The organism is Pseudomonas jessenii, assembly GCF_002236115.1.
GTDB lineage: Bacteria > Pseudomonadota > Gammaproteobacteria > Pseudomonadales > Pseudomonadaceae > Aquipseudomonas > Aquipseudomonas jessenii.
Genome location: NZ_NIWT01000005.1, coordinates 579196 through 599390, shown reverse-complemented (window position 1 = coordinate 599390; position 20195 = coordinate 579196). Strand labels below are relative to the sequence as shown.

Below are 20195 nucleotides of genomic sequence, written 5' to 3'. Positions count from 1 at the left end.
CAGCTATGAGTAGCGGACGTATCGTTCAAATCATCGGCGCCGTTATCGACGTGGAATTTCCACGCGACAGCGTACCGAGCATCTACAACGCGCTGACAGTACAAAGCGCGGCCGGGACCACTCTGGAAGTTCAGCAGCAGCTGGGCGACGGCGTGGTTCGTACCATTGCGATGGGTTCCACCGAAGGCCTGAAGCGCGGTCTGGAAGTTACCGACTCTGGCGCAGCCATCTCCGTACCGGTCGGTAAAGCGACTCTGGGCCGGATCATGGACGTTCTGGGCAACCCGATCGACGAAGCTGGCCCTATCGCCACTGAAGAGCGTTGGGGCATTCACCGTCCAGCGCCTTCGTTCGCTGAACAAGCAGGCGGCAACGACCTGCTGGAAACCGGCATCAAGGTTATCGACCTGGTTTGCCCGTTCGCCAAAGGCGGTAAAGTCGGTCTGTTCGGTGGTGCCGGTGTAGGCAAAACCGTAAACATGATGGAACTGATCCGTAACATCGCCATCGAGCACAGCGGTTATTCCGTGTTCGCCGGTGTGGGTGAGCGTACTCGTGAGGGTAACGACTTCTACCACGAGATGAAGGACTCCAACGTTCTGGACAAAGTGGCACTGGTTTACGGTCAGATGAACGAGCCGCCGGGTAACCGTCTGCGCGTAGCACTGACCGGCCTGACCATGGCCGAGAAGTTCCGTGACGAAGGTAACGACGTTCTGCTGTTCGTCGACAACATCTACCGTTACACCCTGGCCGGTACTGAAGTATCCGCACTGCTGGGCCGTATGCCTTCGGCAGTAGGTTACCAGCCGACCCTGGCTGAAGAGATGGGCGTTCTGCAAGAACGTATCACTTCGACCAAGGAAGGTTCGATCACTTCGATCCAAGCGGTATACGTACCTGCGGATGACTTGACCGACCCGTCGCCAGCGACCACCTTCGCCCACTTGGACGCTACCGTCGTTCTGTCCCGTGACATCGCTTCCCTGGGTATCTACCCAGCGGTCGATCCACTCGACTCGACTTCGCGCCAGCTGGACCCGAACGTAATCGGCCAGGACCACTACGACACCGCTCGCGGCGTTCAGTACGTTCTGCAGCGTTACAAAGAACTGAAGGACATCATTGCGATCCTGGGTATGGACGAGCTGTCGGAAGCCGACAAGCAGTTGGTAAACCGTGCTCGTAAGATCCAGCGCTTCTTGTCGCAGCCGTTCTTCGTGGCTGAAGTCTTCACCGGTGCATCGGGTAAATACGTTTCCCTGAAAGACACCATTGCTGGCTTCAAAGGCATCCTCAACGGTGACTACGACCACCTGCCAGAACAAGCGTTCTACATGGTTGGCGGCATCGAAGAAGCGATCGAGAAAGCCAAGAAACTGTAATCCCGGCGCCCGGCAACGGGCGCTAATTTAGGTTGAGGCAATCAGATGGCTATGACAGTCCATTGCGATATCGTCAGCGCGGAAGGAGAAATCTTTTCCGGTCTGGTCGAGATGGTGATTGCGCACGGTGCACTGGGTGATCTTGGTATCGCTCTGGGTCACGCGCCGCTGATCACTAATCTGAAGCCAGGTCCGATCCGCCTGGTCAAGCAGGGCGGGGAAGAGGAGGTGTATTACATCTCCGGTGGTTTCCTCGAGGTTCAGCCGAACATGGTCAAGGTTCTTGCCGACACCGTGCAACGTGCTGCCGACCTGGATGAAGCCTCCGCTCAGGAAGCCGTTAAGGCAGCCGAGAAGGCCTTGCATGAACGTGGCGCAGAATTCGATTACGGTTCTGCTGCCGCACGTCTGGCCGAGGCTGCAGCTCAGCTGCGCACCGTCCAGCAGATCCGCAAGAAGTTCGGCCACTAAGGCTGCACTTGTTGTGTGATTGATTAAAAAGGGTAGCCTCGGCTACCCTTTTTTCTTTTCCGATTTTTACAACCCGGTCGCAGCCGCTGACCACCCAGGATTGGTAGCCAGTCATGTCTCTTGAAATCGTTATTCTCGCTGCTGGCCAAGGCACGCGTATGCGTTCTGCTTTGCCGAAAGTTTTGCACCCGATTGCCGGCAACTCCATGCTCGGCCATGTTATTCACAGCGCCCGGCAACTTGATCCACAGCGCATTCACGTCGTGATCGGTCATGGTGCCGATGCGGTGCGCGAACGCCTGGCGGCGGATGACCTGAACTTCGTCCTGCAGGATAAACAGTTGGGTACCGGCCACGCCGTTGCTCAAGCCGTGCCGTTCATTCAGTCCGACACCGTGCTGGTGCTCTACGGTGATGTGCCGTTGATTGAGGTCGAAACACTGCAGCGCCTGCTCAAGCAGGTGGGTCCAGAGCAATTGGGACTGCTGACCGTCGAACTGGACGATCCGACCGGTTACGGCCGCATCGTTCGTGATGGCGCTGGCAAGGTTGCCGCCATTGTCGAGCAGAAAGATGCCGATGAAGCCCAACGCCAGATCACCGAAGGCAATACCGGCATTCTGGCGCTGCCTTTTGCCCGGCTCGGCGACTGGATGAGCCGTCTCTCCAACAACAACGCCCAGGGCGAGTACTACCTGACCGACATCATTGCCATGGCAGTGAGCGATGGTCTGGTGGTGGCCACCGAGCAACCGCACGACGCCATGGAAGTGCAGGGCGCCAATGACCGCAAGCAGCTTTCCGAACTTGAACGGCATTATCAATTGCGCGCGGGTCGTCGTTTGATGGCTCAAGGTGTGACGCTGCGCGACCCGGCTCGTTTCGATGTTCGTGGCGAAGTGACGGTCGGGCGTGACGTGCTGATCGACATCAACGTGATCCTTGAAGGCAAGGTGGTCATTGAAGATGACGTGGTGATCGGCCCGAACTGCGTGATCAAGGACAGCACCCTGCGCAAAGGCGTGGTCATCAAGGCCAACAGTCATATCGAAGGTGCCATTCTGGGTGAGGGCAGCGATGCCGGTCCGTTTGCGCGTCTGCGTCCAGGTACCGTGCTGGAAGCCCGGGCGCATGTGGGTAACTTCGTCGAGTTGAAAAATGCTCACCTGGGCGAAGGTGCCAAGGCCGGTCATCTGACTTACCTGGGCGATGCCGAAGTCGGGGCGCGCACCAACATTGGTGCCGGCACCATCACTTGCAACTACGACGGCGCCAACAAGTGGAAAACCGTGTTGGGCGAAGATGTGTTCATTGGTTCCAACAACTCGTTGGTAGCGCCTGTGGATATCCTGTCCGGTGCAACCACCGCGGCTGGCTCGACCATTACTTCGACTGTGGATAAATCCCAGTTGGCCATCGGGCGTGCTCGTCAGAAGAACATCGACGGCTGGAAGCGGCCGGAGAAGATCAAGAAGGGCTGAGTTATCCACAACTCCCTTGTGTAGGAGCGAGCTCGCTCGCGATGGACGTCAATGATGACGAGGTCAGTCTGAATAAAAGCAGCGCCCTTAAGTCCATCGCGAGCGAGCTCGCTCCTACACAGGGTTATCCACAGCTCTTTTTATCGCATGGTGCTTGACGAAATTTCGCTGATAGGTTTTGATTGCTTCCGCTATCTTTCGAAACGAAACTTACCAGCTCATGTCAAAGCGCAACACACCTCAGCGTCGTCACAACATCCTCGCCTTGCTCAATCAGCAGGGCGAAGTCAGTGTGGATGAGTTGGCCAAGCGCTTCGAAACGTCGGAAGTTACGATTCGCAAGGATCTGGCGGCACTTGAAAGCAATGGCCTGTTGTTGCGTCGTTACGGCGGGGCGATCACCCTGCCTCAGGAACTGGTGGCCGACATTGGTCAGCCGGTTTCCAAATACAAACAAGCCATCGCCCGCGCCGCCGTCGCGCGAATTCGCGAGCATGCGCGCATCATTATCGACAGTGGCAGTACCACCGCTTCCATGATCCCGGAACTCGGACAGCAACCCGGTCTGGTGGTGATGACCAACTCGCTGCATGTCGCCAATGCCCTGAGCGAACTTGAGCACGAACCGGTGCTGTTGATGACCGGTGGCACCTGGGACCCGCATTCCGAGTCCTTTCAGGGGCAGGTTGCCGAGCAGGTACTGCGCTCCTACGACTTCGACCAGCTGTTTATCGGCGCTGATGGCATCGATCTGGTTCGCGGTACAACCACCTTCAACGAGCTGCTCGGGCTGAGCCGGGTCATGGCTGAAGTCGCCCGCGAAGTAGTCGTGATGGTGGAGGCCGACAAGATCGGCCGCAAGATTCCAAACCTGGAGCTGCCATGGAGCAGTGTCCATACCATTATTACCGATGAACGCCTGCCCCTTGAGGCTCGCGATCAGATTCAGGCCCGCGGCATCACTTTGATTTGCGCGGCTGTCAGTCAGGAGAAATAGCATGTGTGGAATTGTCGGCGCAGTCGCAGAACGTAACATCACCGCCATCCTCGTCGAAGGCCTGAAACGCCTCGAATACCGTGGGTATGACAGCGCTGGCGTGGCGGTCTACACCAACGATGAAAAACTCGAGCGCGTGCGTCGTCCGGGCAAGGTCAGTGAGCTGGAGCAGGCGTTGACCACCGAGCCGCTGGTCGGTCGCCTGGGCATTGCCCACACGCGCTGGGCCACCCACGGTGCGCCGTGCGAGCGTAATGCCCACCCGCATTTCTCCGGCGACCTGGCGGTGGTGCACAACGGCATCATCGAAAACCACGAAGCCCTGCGTGAACAACTCAAAGCCTTGGGCTATGTGTTCACCTCGGACACCGACACTGAAGTCATCTCCCACCTGCTGAACCACAAACTCAAGGATCTGCGCGATCTGACCGTGGCCCTCAAGGCGACCGTCAAAGAGTTGCACGGTGCTTACGGCCTGGCAGTGATCAGCGCGCAGCAACCGGATCGCCTGGTCGCAGCCCGCAGCGGCAGCCCGCTGGTGATCGGCCTGGGCCTTGGGGAAAACTTCCTGGCATCCGACCAGTTGGCCCTGCGTCAGGTTACTGACCGTTTCATGTATCTGGAAGAAGGCGATATCGCTGAAATCCGCCGCGACAGCGTGCAGATCTGGGACGTTGACGGCAAGGTCGTCGAGCGTGAAGCCGTGCAGTATCGCGATGGCGCCGAAGCCGCTGAAAAGGGCGAGTTCCGCCACTTCATGCTCAAGGAAATCCACGAGCAACCGTCCGTGGTGCAGCGCACCCTGGAAGGTCGCCTGAGCCAGAACCAGGTCCTGGTACAGGCATTCGGCCCACAGGCTGCCGAACTGTTCGCCAAAGTGCGTAACGTACAGATCGTCGCGTGTGGCACCAGTTACCACGCCGGTATGGTCGCGCGTTACTGGCTCGAAGAGTTGGCCGGCATTCCTTGCCAGGTCGAAGTCGCCAGCGAATTCCGCTACCGCAAGGTGGTGGTGCAGCCGGACACCTTGTTCGTGACCATTTCTCAGTCCGGCGAAACCGCCGACACCCTGGCCGCGCTGCGCAACGCCAAGGAACTGGGCTTCCTGGCCAGCCTGGCGATCTGCAACGTCGGCATCAGCTCGCTGGTGCGCGAATCCGATCTGACCCTGTTGACCCAGGCCGGTCGCGAAATCGGTGTGGCTTCGACCAAAGCCTTCACCACGCAATTGGTTGGCCTGCTGTTGCTGACACTTTCCCTGGGCCAGGTTCGTGGCACCTTGGCCAAAGGTGTCGAAGCGACGTTGGTCGAAGAGTTGCGTCGTTTGCCGACCCGTCTGGGCGAGGCGCTGGCCATGGACAGCACCGTGGAAAAAATCTCCGAGCTGTTCGCCGAGAAACACCACACGCTGTTCCTCGGCCGTGGCGCGCAGTTCCCGGTGGCGATGGAAGGGGCACTCAAGCTCAAGGAAATCTCCTACATCCACGCTGAAGCCTATCCGGCCGGCGAGCTGAAACATGGCCCGTTGGCGCTTGTGGATAACGACATGCCAGTAGTGACCGTGGCGCCGAACAACGAACTGCTGGAGAAGCTGAAGTCCAACCTTCAGGAAGTCCGCGCCCGCGGTGGCCAGTTGATCGTCTTCGCTGACGAGAAGGCCGGCATGACCAACGGTGAAGGCACTCACGTTGTGCACATGCCGCACATCCACGACATCCTGTCGCCGATTCTCTACACCATCCCGCTGCAACTGCTGTCGTACTACGTTGCCGTACTCAAGGGCACCGACGTTGACCAGCCGCGCAACCTGGCGAAGTCGGTCACTGTGGAATAAGTTATCCACAGGTGAAAAACCCCCTTCTCAGGGGGTTTTTCTGTTTCTAGGCGGTCGTAATTCGACGCTCCCGCCGCATGTCCAGCAGATGGACCATGACACAGGCGTACAAGGTCACCAGTATGAACAGGCCCATGCGGATGGCGAAGGCGGTGTAGACGTCCTTGCCCGCCGCACTGTCCTGTACCGATTGACCGAGCAGAATGATCAGGGTCGCCAGGCTGTTGAGCCAGAAACTCGGTGGCTGTCGGGTCAGGGCCAGGCCATAGAGCTTTCTGGCCACCAGCAAACCGAACAGCAACATCCACAGAAAGAACATCCACAGGTTGACGAACAGGCTGAGTGCGCACCAGAAAAGAATTGCCATCAGGCCACCGAGCAGGGTCGAGCCGAGCAACTCCTGGCCGGCGGTGCGGGCGCTGGTCGCGCAGCTTTGTTGGCCGAGGCTGACGGCTTTCATGATGATCGGCAGGTAGCTGGCCGGGTCGATCATGGCCAGCAGGAAAGTCGGCAGTACCACCAGCGTGGCACGTAGCGCCAGCCAACTGCTTTCGGTTGGAGTAAGGCTCGGGCCGGGTTTGGCCGCGGGGGCACTGGCGGGGTCGGGAAACAGCCAATGGCTGATGGTCAGCGTGGTGACGGCCAGGAACAGCCCCTTGACCAGGGCCACGATCACCTCAAGCGCCAGGGCGAATTCAGCGGTTCCGGCCGAACTGATCAAGGTCAGGCCCACCACCAGAAACGTCGCCACCAGCGGGTTGCCGCCGCGCAGGCCATAACCGAAGGCCAGGAACAGGCATAGCCCTACCAGCAGTACACCGCTGAACGGGTAGTAACGCAGCAGGGGAATGAGCAGCAGGCCGGTCCCGGTGGTCAGCATAAGGATCAGGATCAGGCCCAGGCTGGCCTTGAACGGCAATGGTCGGTTCATCGCTGCCAGCATCATCAGCGCCAGCATCGGAGAGAGGAACGGGATGGGCAGGGCCAGACCAAAGCTCGCCGCCAGGCACAGCGCCGTGCCGAAGCTCAGGCGCAGGGCGCGCTGAACCCGGGGCGGGCGCTCAATACGCATAGGACATCCAGCTCATCAGGCGCAGGAACAGGCGACCCAGGATATTCAGCGGGTTACTTTCACTCGGAAATGCCATGACTTCGGCCTGCCCGCCGGACCGGATGCCTTGCGGGCTGGTCAACTCACCGGGCTCGAACTCGATGATCACCGGAAAGCGCTGGGCAGGGCGTAGCCAGTCGCGGCTGTTCTCCACTTTCGGCAGGCTACCCGGCTGAGTGCTCTGACCAACTTCGACGCCATAGCCGACGCTGCGCACATGGCCTTTGAAAATTCTCCCCGGCAGGGCGTCGAGGACGATGGACACCGGCGTCCCTGGCTGGACACTTCCCAGGTTGTTTTCGGTCATGTCGGCGCTGATCCAGACATCGTGGATGGCGATCAGGGTCATCACCGGCGCACCGGCGGAAGCAAACTGGCCGACATCGGTGCGCAGATCGGTGATCAGGCCGGCCGAGCGCGCGTGGACCTTCGTATTGCTCAAGTCCAGCTCGGCTTTTTCAAGGTTGCTGGCGGCACTGAGCAACTGGGCGTTTTCGTCTTCGTTACCGCCCTGTTGTTCGCGCGCACGTTGCACTTCGGCCTTGGCCGCGGCGACCTGGCTGATGGATTCTTCCAGGGTGGCGCGGGATATCTCCAGGCGTCGCAGCGAGATGGTGCCCGGGTCTTCGCGGTACAGGCGTTCAAGCCGCTGGATGTCCTGGCGTGCCTTGAGCTCATTGGCCTGGGACGCGCGCAGGGACGCTTGCTTGGAGTCGACGCCGGCGGTGTTGGCGCCCACCTGGCGACGGGTCGACTCAAGGTCGGCGCGAGCGCGATCGACGGCAATCTGGTACTGCTCCGGGTTGACTTCAAACAGCAATTCGCCAGCCTTTACGTCCTGGTTGTTGCGTACGTGCACCTTGGTCACCCTGCCGGATACCTCGGCGGCCACCGGTACAATGAAGGCCTGCACCCGTGCCTGTTGCGTGTAGGGGGTGTAACGGTCGGCCATCAGGTACCAGACCAGACTCAGGATGATCAGCAGCAGCACCCAGTTGATCGCTTTTTTCGCAGGGTCGGCGGCAGGTGTCGGGGCTTTCTCGGCGGCCGGTTGTTGGCTGTCAGTCATTGGCACTTTCCTTCGGTTCGTCGAGCAGATCGCCCCAATCGGTCCGTTCTTGCATTTGTTTGCGGGTGGCCGGGTCGATCATCGGCTGGTCGCTGTACCAGCCTCCGCCCAGAGCCTTGTATAGGGCGATCAGGCTGTTGACCGCGGTGCCACGGTTGACCAGGTAGATATCCTGTTGGGCAAACAGGGCCCGCTGGGCATCCAGCACGCGCTGGAAATCGGAATAGCCTTCGCGGTATTGGGCATTGGCCAGGGTCACCGAACGTTCGGCGGCCACCGATGCATCGCTGAGGATCCGGTCGCGCTCCAGTGCTTTGATCAAGCCGGTCGCGGCGTCGTCCGCCTCGCGTGCCGCCTGGCGCACGCTGTCCTGGTAGATAACGATCAGTTGCTGCAAGCGCGCATCCTGCACGCGGACGTTGTTGGTGATCCGGCCGTGGTCGAAGATGTCCCAGCGCAAACTGGGGCCGGCCACCATGTCCAGGGTGTTGGATGCACCGCTGAGCGAGCTGGCAGACCAGACGATGCTGCCCAGCAGGCTGATGGAGGGGTACAGGTCAGTCTCGGCCACACCGATCAACGCCGACTGCGCCGCCACTTGCAGCTCGGCAGCACGAACATCGGGGCGCCGCACCAGCAGGTTGGCCGGCACATCCTGCAAGATCGCAGTATCGAGCAGCGGCACTAAGCCGGTGTTGCGATTGAGGTCAGGGATCGAGCCGGGTGGCTGGCCGATCAGGGTGGACAACGCATTGCGCAAGCTCGCCACCTGGCTCTCGAAATCCGGGATGGTACTGAGGGTGCCCAGGTACTGGGTCTTGGCTTGTTGCAGATCAAGTTCGGCTTCGGCCCCGCTGTTGAACAGGCGCTCGGTGATCTCGTAGCTGCGTTTTTGCAATTTGGCGTTACTGCGGGCGATGGTCAGGCGCGCCTCGGCGGTTCGCAAGGCGTAGTAGTTTTGCGCCAGTTGCGCGTGCAACAGCACCAAGGCATTTTCATAGTTGGCCTGGGCGGCAAACCAGGATGCGTCCGCCGACTCGATGGCACGGCTGAAACGCCCCCAGAAATCCAGCTCCCAGCCGATATCGAAACCGGCGCTGTATTGCCAGAAATGCGTGTCCTGAGGGTTGGCGCCGCCCGATTGTCGACGGTTCAGGTACAGACTGTCGGCGCTGGCCTGCTGCAATTGCGGGTAGCGTCCACTCAGGGCGATACCCAATTGCGCCCGGGACTCCATGACCCGCAGGCCAGCGAGGTGCAGGTCGGCGTTGTGGGCATCGGCTTCGGCCATCAAATGGTCCAGCACCGGGTCGTTGAACACGCGCCACCATTGGCGGCTGTCAGGTTGCGCGTGTTGTTGGCCGGCGACCTCCAGGGCCGGGCTGTTCCAGTGGTCGACCCAGGGCTGGGCCGGCGACTGGAAATCCGGGCCCAGTTGTACACAGCCCCCCAGGACGACGGTGCCACAGAGCAGAAGCCGGCTGATGCGAGCAGGGCGTGGCATCAAGCGCAAACTCCTCAGACAGGACGCTGATCGTTCAACGCCTCGATCTCGGGTGTCTCGTTCATTAGCTCGGCAGACGGTTGGTCCTGGACCCATTGCCAGAACAATTGGTAGCCCACCGCCAGCGCCACCGGCCCGATGAACAAACCGATGAAGCCGCCGCTTACCATGCCGCCCAGGGCGCCAATCAGAATCACCGGCATCGGGACATCGACGCCACGACCCAGCATCAACGGTTTGAGGACGTTGTCGGCCATCCCGGCAATCAGGCTGTAGATGCCAAATATGACGGTGGCCAGGCTGGTCCCTTCGGTGGCGAAGACAAAAGCGATCACCGGAAGGGTTACCAGCAGTACCGGCAATTGCATGATCCCCATCAACAGCGCCACCATGGCCAGTAGCCCGGCACCGGGGACACCCATGAGCACGAAGCCCACACCGACCAGCAACATCTGAATGAACGCGATGCCCACTACGCCCTGGGCGACCGCGCGGATGGTTGCAGTGCAGAGCACGGTAATGCGTGGCCCACGCTCTGGTCCGGAAAGGCGCGAGGTGATGGCCAGGGCGCTTCTTTCGCCGTTTTCGCCATAGGCCATGAACACGCCGGCAATGATCAGGGCGCCGATGAACAACAGAAAGCCCACGCCAACATCGGCCATTTTGCCCAACAAGGTCAGGCCGACGGACTTGATGTAAGGCATCAGCTTCATGAGCACGCTGCTCATGTCGGTGGCGGCCTGCATCCAGTAGCCATAGAGCGGCTCGCCTATGAGCGGCAGGGAAGCGATTTTTTCGCTGGGGAGCGGAATCTGCAACGTATCGGACTTGAGGACCGCCAGGGTGCCCTGGACCGATTCACTGATCGAGGTGCCCAGCAGGTAGATCGGTACCATCAGCAAAGCCAGGGCGACTACCACGATCAGGGTGGCGGCACGACCGTCCTTGTTGACCAGCTTGCGCTTGATGAGCGCATGCAGTGGATACAGGGTGATGGCCAGAATCATTGCCCAGAGCATCAGGTTGAGGAAGGGGTGGAAGATCTGGAAGCAGAACAGTACCAGCACCGTAATCAACCCGGCGCGAATCAGTACATCGAGCAAACCACCGGACAGTGCTCTAGCGGAAATATTAGTGCGCAACATTGTCGAACTCCTTGCTGTGTCACACAGGTTAGCCAGGCCGTTGAAGTTCAACTCTTCCCTACTAAGTGAATCCATAAAGCAGGATCGACGGGCAGCCGTCAAAGCGTTAAAAACCGATAACGCCTTACTTTAAGTAGAGAAAACTTCAATGAGGTACCTACCAAAAACCCAATAGGTAACAGGTGGTTTGTAGTATAGGAGCAGTCGTATATTCCGCCTGTTTATACAGGCTGGAATCCTGCTGCAGTTGATGGAGTCCGCTGCGAGCCCTTGACTGAAGCGGTTTGGAAGCTGAACCAATGGTTCTTTTTCTCTACCGGGCATTTGCCGTTGCAGCGGGCTGATCAGAATAATTGCCAACAGTCGCACCCCTCGCAAGAAAATAATCGTCATTAATTATCAATAATCCCCCGGTCCGCTTTTTGAGGTTTGTGACACGCTTGGTTTTTACGGTGCAGGCGCTACAGTGCAGTAGCCCATTGATTTACCTGATGGTCTGGCGCCCAACTATGTTGTTGAACATTTGCGCTTAACATTCCGGCCTTCGGTTGCGGTTTATCTATCTGAAATGAGGGCAGTCCCATGGACCGCTTCCAGGAAATGCAGGTCTTCGCTGCTGTCGCCAAGGAGCAGGGTTTTTCGGCGGCGGCGCGGGGTTTGGGTCTGTCGGCGGCCAGCGTCACCCGAGCGGTCGCGGCGCTGGAGAAGCGAATAGGCACACAACTGCTCACGCGTACGACGCGCAGCGTTTATTTGAGCGAGGCCGGTCAACGATATCTGGAGGATTGTCGGAGAATTCTCGCCGAGGTGCAGGAAGCCGAGGACTCGGCAGCGGGCAGCCATATCCATCCCCGTGGGCAACTGACCATCACCGCACCGGTCTTGTTTGGCGAGCTGTTTGTCACGCCGTTGATGGTGAATTATCTGACGCAATTCCCCGAGGTCTGCATCAACGCGCTGCTGGTGGATCGGGTGGTGAGCGTGGTCGAGGAGGGCGTTGATGTGGCCATCCGCATCGGCGAGCTCCCCGACAGCAACCAGCATGCGATCCGCGTGGGCGAGGTGCGGCGGGTGATCTGCGCATCGCCACAGTTTCTGGCCAGCCATGGTCGGCCCAGACATCCCCGGGAACTGGCCCAGGCGCCGATTATTGCGACTTCTGCTATCGGCCAACTCAGGAGTTGGCCATTCATCGAAGACGGCGAAACCTTGAGCGTGCGGGCTGAACCGCGACTGGTGGTGACGGCGAATCAGGCAGCCATCACGGCGGCCAGTTTGGGGTTAGGCTTCACGCGGGTGCTGTCTTATCAAGTCGCGAACAAGGTGGCTGCCGGAGAGCTGGAAATCATTCTGGCGGACTTCGAACTGCCGCCGTTGCCCATCCATGTGGTCTATCAGGGCGGACGTAAAGCACCGGCCCGGGTGCGCAGTTTTGTTGATTTCGCGGTGAACACGCTGCGCGAGCATCCGGCGCTCAGGCGTTGAGTTATTTCATCCGGTGAAATAATGGATTGCGTTTGCTGGTGATTCTGTTGTTTTGGTCGAGGGTAGAAGATACGACCCATCTCTCCCCTGAACAGCAGCACTCACCCGAGGTGTCGACCATGCAAGCGATCAAACTCTACAACTTCCCACGTTCCGGGCACGCTCATCGTGTCGAATTGATGCTGTCCCTGCTGAAACTGCCGACCGAATTGATCTTCGTTGACCTCGCCAAAGGCGAACACAAGCAACCGGCGTTCCTCGCGCTCAATGCTTTCGGTCAGGTGCCGGTGATTGATGATCAGGGCGTGGTGTTGGCCGATTCCAACGCGATTCTGGTTTACCTGGCGCAAAAGTACGGCAACGGTCGCTGGCTGCCGGCTGATCCGGTAGGGGCCGCCAAGGTCCAACGCTGGTTGTCGGTGGCGGCCGGTCCGATTGCCTTCGGCCCTGCCCGGGCAAGATTGATTACTGTGTTCGGCGCGCCTTACAACGCTGCAGAAGTGATTGCCTATGCCCATACCGTGCTCAAGGTAATCGATCACGAATTGGCCGATACGCCGTATCTGGCCGGCACTGATCCGACGATTGCCGACGTCGCCGCCTACAGCTACATCGCCCATGCGCCTGAGGGCAATGTGTCGCTGGACGAGTACACCAACATTCGTGCCTGGCTGGCCCGCATCGAAGCCTTGCCGGGTTTTGTCGGCATGCCGCGCACCGTCGCCGGCCTGCAAAAAACCGCCTGATGCTGGTGGCCCGGTGTTGCCGGGCCGCCCCGTTCTGCGCCACAGGCGCAAGGGAGCAGCCGTATGGACCGTTCACCCTGGCATGCTGGCGAGAAACAATTGCAGGCGCATGTGGGCGTTGCCGAACGAATGGAGGCGTTCGGTCGTAAGGTGATTCGTAGCGAGATGCCGGACCAGCACCGCACCTTCTATCAACAATTGCCGTTCATGCTGTACGCAGCGGTGGATGCCGACGGTCATCCCTGGGCCAGTGTCCTTGAAGGCCAGCCCGGTTTCGCACATTCGCCAGAACCTGGCTTGCTGCAATTTCGCAGTCTGCCGGCCTTTGATGATCCCGCGCAGTTGAGCGAAGGCTCGGCCATCGGACTGCTGGGCATCGAGTTGCACACCCGCCGCCGTAACCGCATCAATGGGCATGTCAGTGCCATGACCATGGATGGTTTCGCGGTGACGGTGGACCAGTCCTTCGGCAATTGCCCGCAGTACATTCAGTTGCGCCAGTTTCGCTCGGTGCCGCTGACCGATCCTGCGACCCGTGCCGCCCAGCATTTCGGCGAACTGGATGACGCGAGCAAAGCCATGATCGCCGAGGCGGACACCTTTTTCGTTGCCAGTTATGTGGACGTCGACGGTGAACGCTCGGTGGATGTTTCTCACCGCGGCGGTCAGGCCGGTTTCGTACAGGTGGAAGGCAATCGCCTGACCATTCCGGATTTCGCCGGCAACCTGCATTTCAACACCTTGGGCAACCTGCTGCTCAATCCCCGGGCCGGGTTGTTGTTCATCGATTTCAATACCGGTGATTTGCTGCAGCTCAGTGGGCGCACCGAAATCATCCTGGACGGTCCTCAGGTCGAGGCGTTCCAGGGGGCCGAGCGCCTGTGGACGATCGATGTCGAGCAAGTGGTACGTCGTCCGGCTGCCCTGTCGTTGCGCTGGCGCTTCGACGGCGTTTCACCCACCAGTTTGCTCACCGGTACCTGGGAGCAGGCCAAGGCGCGTTTGCAGGCCAAGGCCCTGGGCGATCAGTGGCGGCCGTTGCGGGTGACGCGGATTGAAGCGCAAAGCCACAGCATTCGCTCGCTTTACCTGGAGCCCGCCGATGGAGCGGGGTTGCCACTGTTCCAGGCCGGGCAGCATTTGCCTTTGCGCTTCAACATTGATGGCGATGTGCATATCCGCACGTACAGTTTATCGAGCGCACCGTCCGATGATTTTTTCCGCATCAGCGTGAAGCGTGACGGACGGGTGTCTACGCATTTGCATGAGCAGATTCGTGTCGGCGACCTGCTGGAGGCGCGGGCGCCGCAAGGGCATTTCACCGTGGCGCCCCATGAGCGTCGACCATTGGTGTTGTTGGCGGCCGGGGTTGGCATCACGCCGCTGTTATCGATGCTGCGGGAAGTGGTTTACCAAGGGTTACGCACCCGGCGTATCCGGCCCACATGGTTCATCCAGAGTTCGCGCACGCTGGCCGACCAGCCATTTCGCCGCGAACTGGATCGCTTGCTCGAGGATGCCGGTGACGCGGTGCGGGTAGTGCGTTTGCTCAGTCAACCGGAAGCCGAGGCGATACAAGGAGAGGACTTCGACCTCAGTGGACGGATCGACGTCGCGCTGCTCAAGGATCTGCTGACAGTCGAGGACTACGATCAGCCGGATTTTGTGGTCTGCGGTCCCGGGAGTTTTACCCAGGCGTTGTACGACGGCTTGCGCGAGTTGGACATTCGCGATTCGCGGATTCACGCCGAAACCTTCGGCCCGTCCACCTTGCGCCGGCGACCGGACCCCGATGCGGTGGTCATCGAACAACCGCCAGCCGCCACCACGTCCGTGCCCGTGGTGTTCCAGCGTTCGGCCAAGGAGGCGCGCTGGCAGCCAGACGGCGGCAGCTTGCTGGAGTTGGCGGAAAGCCGTGGCCTGCGCCCGGAATTCAGTTGTCGCGGCGGCTCCTGCGGCACCTGCAAAACGCGCTTGATCAGCGGTCAGGTGCATTACCCACTGCCGCCAGCGGAGGTGCCGGATGACGGACAGGTGCTGATTTGCTGTGCGATTCCGGCGCAGGGGGCGCAGCCGCTGGTACTCGATATCTGAATATCATTTCAGGCGAACATTGCCCGCCGGTCGATGGCTGAGTAGGGTAGGGGCAGAACGAACAAGGGCCGCACAGGTTAATGCCTGTCAGTTAAGCCCCGGACATTGTGGGAGCGAACTTGCTCGCGATAGCGGACCGTCAGTCACCCCTTGTGTGACTGTCCAATCGTCATCGCGAGCAAGCTCGCTCCCACAAGGTTTGCGGTGTTTAAACGCTTAACTGACTGGCATTCACCGCAGAGGTCCTTTCTGCATTTCAGGAACAGGCGTTTCAATGGTTTTTTTCACTCGCTCGATGGTCTTGCTGATGGCGCTGGCGCTCACCACCGGTTGCGAAAGACAGGATGCACCGCCGCTGGATCAACAGCTTTACGTCTGGCAGCGGCAGTGGACGCCGGCCCACGACGCTGCCCTCAGGGATAGCCGCGCCGACTTTTCGACGTTGCGGGTGCTGGCCTTGCAGGCCTTTCCCAACGCGGGCTGGAGTCGAGCCCGGATTGACCCGGCACTGCTCAAGCGCGATGGCCGGCCGGTGATTGCGGTGATTCGCCTGGATGGGCAGCTCAAGGCGCTGGATCAGGATGAGATCACAGCGCAAATCCGCCAGGTGATCGGCGACTGGCAGGGACAGGGGCTGAACCTCGCCGGCGTGGAAATCGACCACGATGCCGGTAACGCTCGGCTACCGGAGTACCGCCAATTTCTCGCGCAGTTGCGCGGAGCATTGCCGACTTCGCTGGTACTGAGCATCACCGCGTTGCCATCCTGGCTCGACAGTCGCGAACTGCCGGCGCTGTTATCCACAGTCGACAGCAGTGTGTTGCAGGTGCACGCGGTGAGCGATCCGCGTCGTGGCTTGTTCGATGCTGATCAGGCCCGGCAATGGGCGAAGGCCTGGAGCCGTATCACGACGAAACCGTTCTATCTGGCGCTGCCGGCCTATGGCGTGGCGTTGCTGCCCTCGGCGGGTGGCGCGCCCGTTGTGGAAAGCGAAGTGACGGTGGAGCGTGAAGGGCTGCGTCGGGAATTGCTTGCCGACCCTCAGTCATTGCGCACCCTCGGCACCGAGTTGCGTGCCGATCCACCGAAACATCTGGCGGGCCTGATCTGGTTTCGCCTGCCATTGGCCAACGACCGTCGGGCCTGGAGCTTGACCACTTTGCTCGCCGTGGCGCGTGGTGATGTCCTCGACAGTCAATTGAAACTGAAACTCTCGGCCGACAATGGCCTCTATGACATCGGCATCAGCAACCAGGGCAATCTCGACAGCGCCTGGCCCGAACGCCTGACACTGGTGGTCAGTGGTTGTGAGGGGGCCGATGCCTTGGCCGGTTACGCGTTGCAACAGCGTCCGGATCTGCTTACCTTCACCCGCCTGCGTGATGGCCGAATACCGGCCGGCGGACAGCGTGCCGTTGGTTGGGCTCGCTGCGCACACATTGATCAAGGAGGTTCGAATGTTCACCCGTAACTGGCCGCGTCATTTGCTTTGCCTGAGCCTCAGCCTGCCGCTGGGTTCGGCACTGGCCTGCGGCCCGGACTTCCCCATGCGCCTGCTGGATAACCGTGGTCAGTCGCTGGCGGAACTGCCGGAAGGCAACTTCAGCTTCGAAATCAGCCGCCTCGGCCACGCCATCAACGGGTTGAAGAACGTCACCGCTGGCGTTGACTACACGGATGTACCTGACGCTGTAGCGCTGCGCGATCAAGCCGAGCAGGCGGGACTTTCCGCCGAGCAACAGGTGTTGGTGAAACACTTGCGCAGCCTGACCGATGCCCGCCAGGTCGAAAGCGAGGGCGCGCAACTGCCGCCTGAGCTCAGGTTGTACCTGGCCGGCGCTGTGGCATTTGCCGCGGGTGATCCTGCCTTGGCCGCCGGGTATTTCAAGAAAGTGCTGGCCCTGCCCGCAGAGCAACGGGCCTCGCGTAGTACCTGGGCGGCTTACTCGTTGGGTCGAGCGTTGTTCGTCATGAGCGCCGAAGCCAATGCGGCTCCGGATCTGCTCGAACAATCCCGAGACGCCTTCGAGCAAACCCGGCAACTGAGCATCGACGGCTTCAGTGATCCACTGGAACTGGGTGTCGCCAGCCTCGGTGAAGAAGCCCGGGTGGTGCGCACCGCTGGCGACTGGAACCGCGCCATCGAGTTGTACGCCACGCAGAATCTGCACGGCTCCGCGGTGGGCTACACCTCGTTGAAGCTGTTGATGGCGGACCTGATGACGCTGCCGGATGATCAAGTGGCCGAATTGCTCAAGGGTCAGCCAGTGCAGCAATTGGTGACAGCATCGCTGATCAGTCGGTTGGGGTGGTCGTTCGGTGATCAACCGCCCAACGAACAGAAAATGATCAAGCTGCTGCAAAACAGTACCCGTGGCAATCTCGAAAACGCCGACCGCCTGGCGGCGATGAATTATCAACAGGGTGATTACGCCAGCGCCAAGGCTTTCCTCGAACAGGCTGGCGATGGTGGGTTGGCCTGGTGGTTGCGGGCGAAACTGGCGGTGCGCGAGGGCAATAAGAGCGCGGCCGCCGCAGCCTATGCCAAAGCGGCGCAGGCCTTCCCGCAGAATGAATCCTGGGGCGAGCGCCGCACACCGGACTTCGATTACGAAACGCTCCAGCCCAAATGCCGGGTCGAGGGTGAAAGTGCGATCCTGGCCCTGCAACGCGGGGATTACCTGCAAGCCTTCGATCAGCTGTATCGCAGCCAGAGCATTTACTGGTTCGACGCCGCCACCGTCGCCGAGCGCGTGTTGACCCTCGAAGAACTCAAGCACTACGTAGACACTCAAGTGCCGGCCCCGCCGCCGCTCAGCCAACAGGACCGCGACAACTACGTGCCATTGCCGGTGGCGGCGAGCCTGCGCAATCTGCTGGGCCGTCGGCTGTTGCGCGAGGGGCATTACGAGCAGGCGCCGGCGTACTTCGACAATGACGGCTTACGGCACAAGGCAAAGCTGTATGGCGAGCAACGTCTGGCAGCTGATTCAGCCTGGTGGCCGACCCGTCGCGCCGCCGCTCTGTTCAATGCGGCCTGGACGGCACGCGAGTGGGGGATGGACATCCTGGGCTACGAAATGGCGCCGGATTACGCCACGTTCGGCGGTAACTACATTCTCGAAAACACCGAACTCAAGGTCGGTCCTTTGGTGGCCGAGGACGAAGTGAAGCGCCAGCAGGCCAGCGCAGCCCAGCCTGATCAGCGTTATCACTATCGCTTCGTGGCCACCGCGCTGGCGAGCAAGGCGGCGGATAACTTGCCTCACACCAGTCAGGCGTTTGCGGCGGTGCTGTGCGAGGCGTCGGGGTGGAACAGCAGCCTCGAAGAGCAAAGTGCGATATATCAGCGTTATGTCAAAGAAGGGCCTTACGTGGAATGGGCCGCCGATTTCGGCCACCAGTGCCCGTACCCCGACTTCGAAAACGCCGACAAACGCTACGTGACCCAAGTGACCGACGCTGCGCGTTCGGCCTTGCGCCCGTACAAGATGCCGTTACAGGTTGGTAGCGTAGTGGCGTTCGTGGCAGCCGCGCTGTTGATGTTCAAACGTCGCCGCCGCAAGGCGCAGTGAGGTTCAAGCCTGTTGCACAAAGGTCAGCCGTACGGCGAAACCGATCAACAGGCTGCCGAACAACCATTGTTGCAGGCGCTGGGCTGAGGGGCTGCTTTGCAGCCAACGGCCGAGTGCGGCGCCGACCAGGGCGTATGCGCTGTCGAACAGCAACCCGACACTAACCAGCACCACGCCCAAGGTCGCAAATTGCCCGAGCACCGGCCCAGACTGTGGGTCGATGAATTGCGGCAGCAGCACCGAGCAGAACAGCAGTGCCTTGGGATTGAGCAGGTTGGTCAGCAGTCCGCGTCGGATGGCTGCGCCCCAGCGCGGTTTTTCGCCGGTTGTGTCGGCGCTGGTGAGGCTCGGCAGCATCGTGGTTCGCAGGCACTGAATGCCGATCCACAGCAGGTACGCGGCACCGGCCAGGCGTACCACGTCGAAGGTCCAGGGTGCTGCCTTGAACAGTGCCGCCAGCCCCAGCGCCGCCAATGCCACATGGCAACCCCGGGCAATGCCCAGGCCCACGGCCGTGGCCAGCGCAGCGCCTTTGCCTTGGCGGGCACCGGTCTGCAACAGCAGGATCATGTCGGGCCCCGGCAACAGGTAGACCACCGCCAGTGCCATGAAAAACAGCCAGAGACCTTGCATGTTGCACCCCATTCGTTGTCGATTTGGTCGTGCCAGTCTAGGGCTGAAGGGCGGGGCAGGTGCTTGCGTTGTCAGCTTCTATCGGGTCATGTATTGGCATAATCTGCCACTTAATCAAGATTGAACCATCAGGATCTGCCAAACCATGAAACTCGACGCCTACGACCGCAAGATTCTCGCCGCACTGCAACGGGATGGCCGCCTGAGCAATGTGCAACTGGCAGACGAGATCGGCCTGTCGGCATCGCCATGCTTGCGCCGGGTGCGGATGCTTGAAGAGGCGGGGGTGATTCGCGGCTACCAGGCCAATCTGGATCGCGACGAAGTGGGGTTGGGGCTGACAGTGTTTGTCGGGGTCAAGGTCGAGCGTCATAACGATGAGCAAGCCGAAGCCTTTCGACTGGCGGTGACGGCATTGCCGGAGGTGATTTCGGCGTTTCTGGTATCAGGTGAGTCGGATTTTCTGCTGCAGGTAGTGGTGCCGGACTTGCGTGCCTATGACCGGTTTCTCACCGGGCGTTTGCTGAAGTTGCCGGGTGTGAGCGACATCCGCAGCAACTTTGCGATTCATACTGTGAAGGCCCCGGGGGTGTTGCCGCTGGAGCATTTGCCGCTGTAGACCGAGTTGCCTGCCATCGCGAGCAAGCTCGCTCCCACAGGTACAG

General features: G+C 60.4%; 16 protein-coding genes. 11 read left to right on the top strand and 5 right to left on the bottom strand.

The genetic code is table 11. The features are described from left to right. The first annotated feature begins 5 nt into the window (after positions 1-5). The 5 genes from atpD to glmS all read left to right on the top strand — a co-directional run bounded on the left by atpD (position 6) and on the right by glmS (position 6168). Positions 6-1385 carry a F0F1 ATP synthase subunit beta gene (gene atpD, locus PSJE_RS19555; RefSeq protein ID WP_008002330.1) on the top strand — a complete coding sequence of 460 codons (1380 nt, stop codon included), beginning with the start codon at positions 6-8 and terminating at the stop codon, positions 1383-1385. A 45-nt stretch (positions 1386-1430) separates the two neighbouring features. Continuing rightward, the gene (locus tag PSJE_RS19550; RefSeq protein ID WP_007969909.1) at positions 1431-1856 is read left to right on the top strand and encodes a F0F1 ATP synthase subunit epsilon; all 426 of its coding nucleotides are present in this window, start codon (positions 1431-1433) and stop codon (positions 1854-1856) included. Between the two features lie 113 nt (positions 1857-1969). Beyond that, entirely contained in the window at positions 1970-3337 is a 1368-nt protein-coding gene (gene glmU, locus PSJE_RS19545) for a bifunctional UDP-N-acetylglucosamine diphosphorylase/glucosamine-1-phosphate N-acetyltransferase GlmU (protein WP_090452263.1), read from the top strand. Positions 3338-3557: 220 nt separating this feature from the next. After that, positions 3558-4334 (top strand): DeoR family transcriptional regulator, encoded by a 777-nt coding sequence (locus PSJE_RS19540; RefSeq protein ID WP_057712664.1) that lies wholly within the window; start codon positions 3558-3560, stop codon positions 4332-4334. 1 nt (position 4335) lies between these two features. Continuing rightward, entirely contained in the window at positions 4336-6168 is a 1833-nt protein-coding gene (gene glmS, locus PSJE_RS19535; protein ID WP_057712665.1) for a glutamine--fructose-6-phosphate transaminase (isomerizing), read from the top strand. A 46-nt stretch (positions 6169-6214) separates the two neighbouring features. Here glmS and PSJE_RS19530 read toward each other — a convergent pair whose 3' ends face one another. Genes PSJE_RS19530 through PSJE_RS19515 form a run of 4 tightly spaced genes read right to left on the bottom strand, consistent with a single transcriptional unit; the run spans position 6215 to position 10997 of the window. After that, entirely contained in the window at positions 6215-7240 is a 1026-nt protein-coding gene (locus tag PSJE_RS19530; RefSeq protein WP_090452261.1) for a DUF2955 domain-containing protein, read from the bottom strand. Next, entirely contained in the window at positions 7230-8348 is a 1119-nt protein-coding gene (locus PSJE_RS19525) for an HlyD family secretion protein (RefSeq protein ID WP_090452259.1), read from the bottom strand. The genes PSJE_RS19530 and PSJE_RS19525 overlap by 11 nt, the downstream gene beginning before the upstream one ends. Further along, on the bottom strand, positions 8341-9852 hold the full coding sequence (locus tag PSJE_RS19520) for an efflux transporter outer membrane subunit (protein WP_090452257.1): 1512 nt from the start codon (positions 9850-9852) through the stop codon (positions 8341-8343). The genes PSJE_RS19525 and PSJE_RS19520 overlap by 8 nt, the downstream gene beginning before the upstream one ends. Before the next feature lie 14 nt (positions 9853-9866). Next, on the bottom strand, positions 9867-10997 hold the full coding sequence (locus tag PSJE_RS19515) for an AI-2E family transporter (RefSeq protein WP_090452255.1): 1131 nt from the start codon (positions 10995-10997) through the stop codon (positions 9867-9869). Between the two features lie 582 nt (positions 10998-11579). On the opposite strand from PSJE_RS19515, the gene PSJE_RS19510 reads away from it, so the two are divergent. From PSJE_RS19510 to PSJE_RS19490, 5 genes are all read left to right on the top strand, one after another. After that, positions 11580-12482 (top strand): LysR family transcriptional regulator, encoded by a 903-nt coding sequence (locus PSJE_RS19510; RefSeq protein WP_057712670.1) that lies wholly within the window; start codon positions 11580-11582, stop codon positions 12480-12482. Positions 12483-12601: 119 nt separating this feature from the next. Then, positions 12602-13228, top strand: coding sequence for a glutathione S-transferase family protein (locus PSJE_RS19505; protein ID WP_090452253.1), 627 nt, complete (start codon positions 12602-12604; stop codon positions 13226-13228). A 63-nt stretch (positions 13229-13291) separates the two neighbouring features. Beyond that, positions 13292-15322 carry a pyridoxamine 5'-phosphate oxidase family protein gene (locus tag PSJE_RS19500; RefSeq protein ID WP_090452251.1) on the top strand — a complete coding sequence of 677 codons (2031 nt, stop codon included), beginning with the start codon at positions 13292-13294 and terminating at the stop codon, positions 15320-15322. Positions 15323-15596: 274 nt separating this feature from the next. Next, positions 15597-16793, top strand: a complete 1197-nt coding sequence (locus PSJE_RS19495; RefSeq protein WP_090452249.1) for a DUF3142 domain-containing protein — start codon at positions 15597-15599, stop codon at positions 16791-16793. Then, positions 16780-18897, top strand: a complete 2118-nt coding sequence (locus tag PSJE_RS19490) for a hypothetical protein (protein WP_090452247.1) — start codon at positions 16780-16782, stop codon at positions 18895-18897. Before PSJE_RS19495 ends, PSJE_RS19490 begins: the two co-directional genes overlap by 14 nt. 3 nt (positions 18898-18900) lie before the next feature. Here the strand turns inward: PSJE_RS19490 and PSJE_RS19485 are convergent, their stop codons facing one another. Then, positions 18901-19530, bottom strand: a complete 630-nt coding sequence (locus PSJE_RS19485; protein WP_090452245.1) for a LysE family translocator — start codon at positions 19528-19530, stop codon at positions 18901-18903. Positions 19531-19675: 145 nt separating this feature from the next. Between PSJE_RS19485 and PSJE_RS19480 the strand changes: the two genes are divergently transcribed. Further along, positions 19676-20149, top strand: coding sequence for an Lrp/AsnC family transcriptional regulator (locus tag PSJE_RS19480; protein ID WP_057712676.1), 474 nt, complete (start codon positions 19676-19678; stop codon positions 20147-20149). Positions 20150-20195 lie beyond the last annotated feature (46 nt).

What these genes read in the sequence shown, in the direction of transcription:
- glmS (WP_057712665.1), top strand. Translation starts at nt 4,336, where the DNA reads ATGTGTGGAATTGTCGGCGCAGTCGCAGAACGTAACATCACCGCCATC.
- PSJE_RS19490 (WP_090452247.1), top strand. Translation starts at nt 16,780, where the DNA reads ATGTTCACCCGTAACTGGCCGCGTCATTTGCTTTGCCTGAGCCTCAGC.
- PSJE_RS19550 (WP_007969909.1), top strand. Translation starts at nt 1,431, where the DNA reads ATGGCTATGACAGTCCATTGCGATATCGTCAGCGCGGAAGGAGAAATC.
- PSJE_RS19520 (WP_090452257.1), bottom strand. Translation starts at nt 9,852, where the DNA reads ATGCCACGCCCTGCTCGCATCAGCCGGCTTCTGCTCTGTGGCACCGTC.
- PSJE_RS19505 (WP_090452253.1), top strand. Translation starts at nt 12,602, where the DNA reads ATGCAAGCGATCAAACTCTACAACTTCCCACGTTCCGGGCACGCTCAT.
- PSJE_RS19510 (WP_057712670.1), top strand. Translation starts at nt 11,580, where the DNA reads ATGGACCGCTTCCAGGAAATGCAGGTCTTCGCTGCTGTCGCCAAGGAG.
- PSJE_RS19500 (WP_090452251.1), top strand. Translation starts at nt 13,292, where the DNA reads ATGGACCGTTCACCCTGGCATGCTGGCGAGAAACAATTGCAGGCGCAT.
- PSJE_RS19540 (WP_057712664.1), top strand. Translation starts at nt 3,558, where the DNA reads ATGTCAAAGCGCAACACACCTCAGCGTCGTCACAACATCCTCGCCTTG.
- atpD (WP_008002330.1), top strand. Translation starts at nt 6, where the DNA reads ATGAGTAGCGGACGTATCGTTCAAATCATCGGCGCCGTTATCGACGTG.
- glmU (WP_090452263.1), top strand. Translation starts at nt 1,970, where the DNA reads ATGTCTCTTGAAATCGTTATTCTCGCTGCTGGCCAAGGCACGCGTATG.
- PSJE_RS19480 (WP_057712676.1), top strand. Translation starts at nt 19,676, where the DNA reads ATGAAACTCGACGCCTACGACCGCAAGATTCTCGCCGCACTGCAACGG.
- PSJE_RS19495 (WP_090452249.1), top strand. Translation starts at nt 15,597, where the DNA reads ATGGTTTTTTTCACTCGCTCGATGGTCTTGCTGATGGCGCTGGCGCTC.
- PSJE_RS19485 (WP_090452245.1), bottom strand. Translation starts at nt 19,530, where the DNA reads ATGCAAGGTCTCTGGCTGTTTTTCATGGCACTGGCGGTGGTCTACCTG.
- PSJE_RS19515 (WP_090452255.1), bottom strand. Translation starts at nt 10,997, where the DNA reads ATGTTGCGCACTAATATTTCCGCTAGAGCACTGTCCGGTGGTTTGCTC.
- PSJE_RS19525 (WP_090452259.1), bottom strand. Translation starts at nt 8,348, where the DNA reads ATGACTGACAGCCAACAACCGGCCGCCGAGAAAGCCCCGACACCTGCC.
- PSJE_RS19530 (WP_090452261.1), bottom strand. Translation starts at nt 7,240, where the DNA reads ATGCGTATTGAGCGCCCGCCCCGGGTTCAGCGCGCCCTGCGCCTGAGC.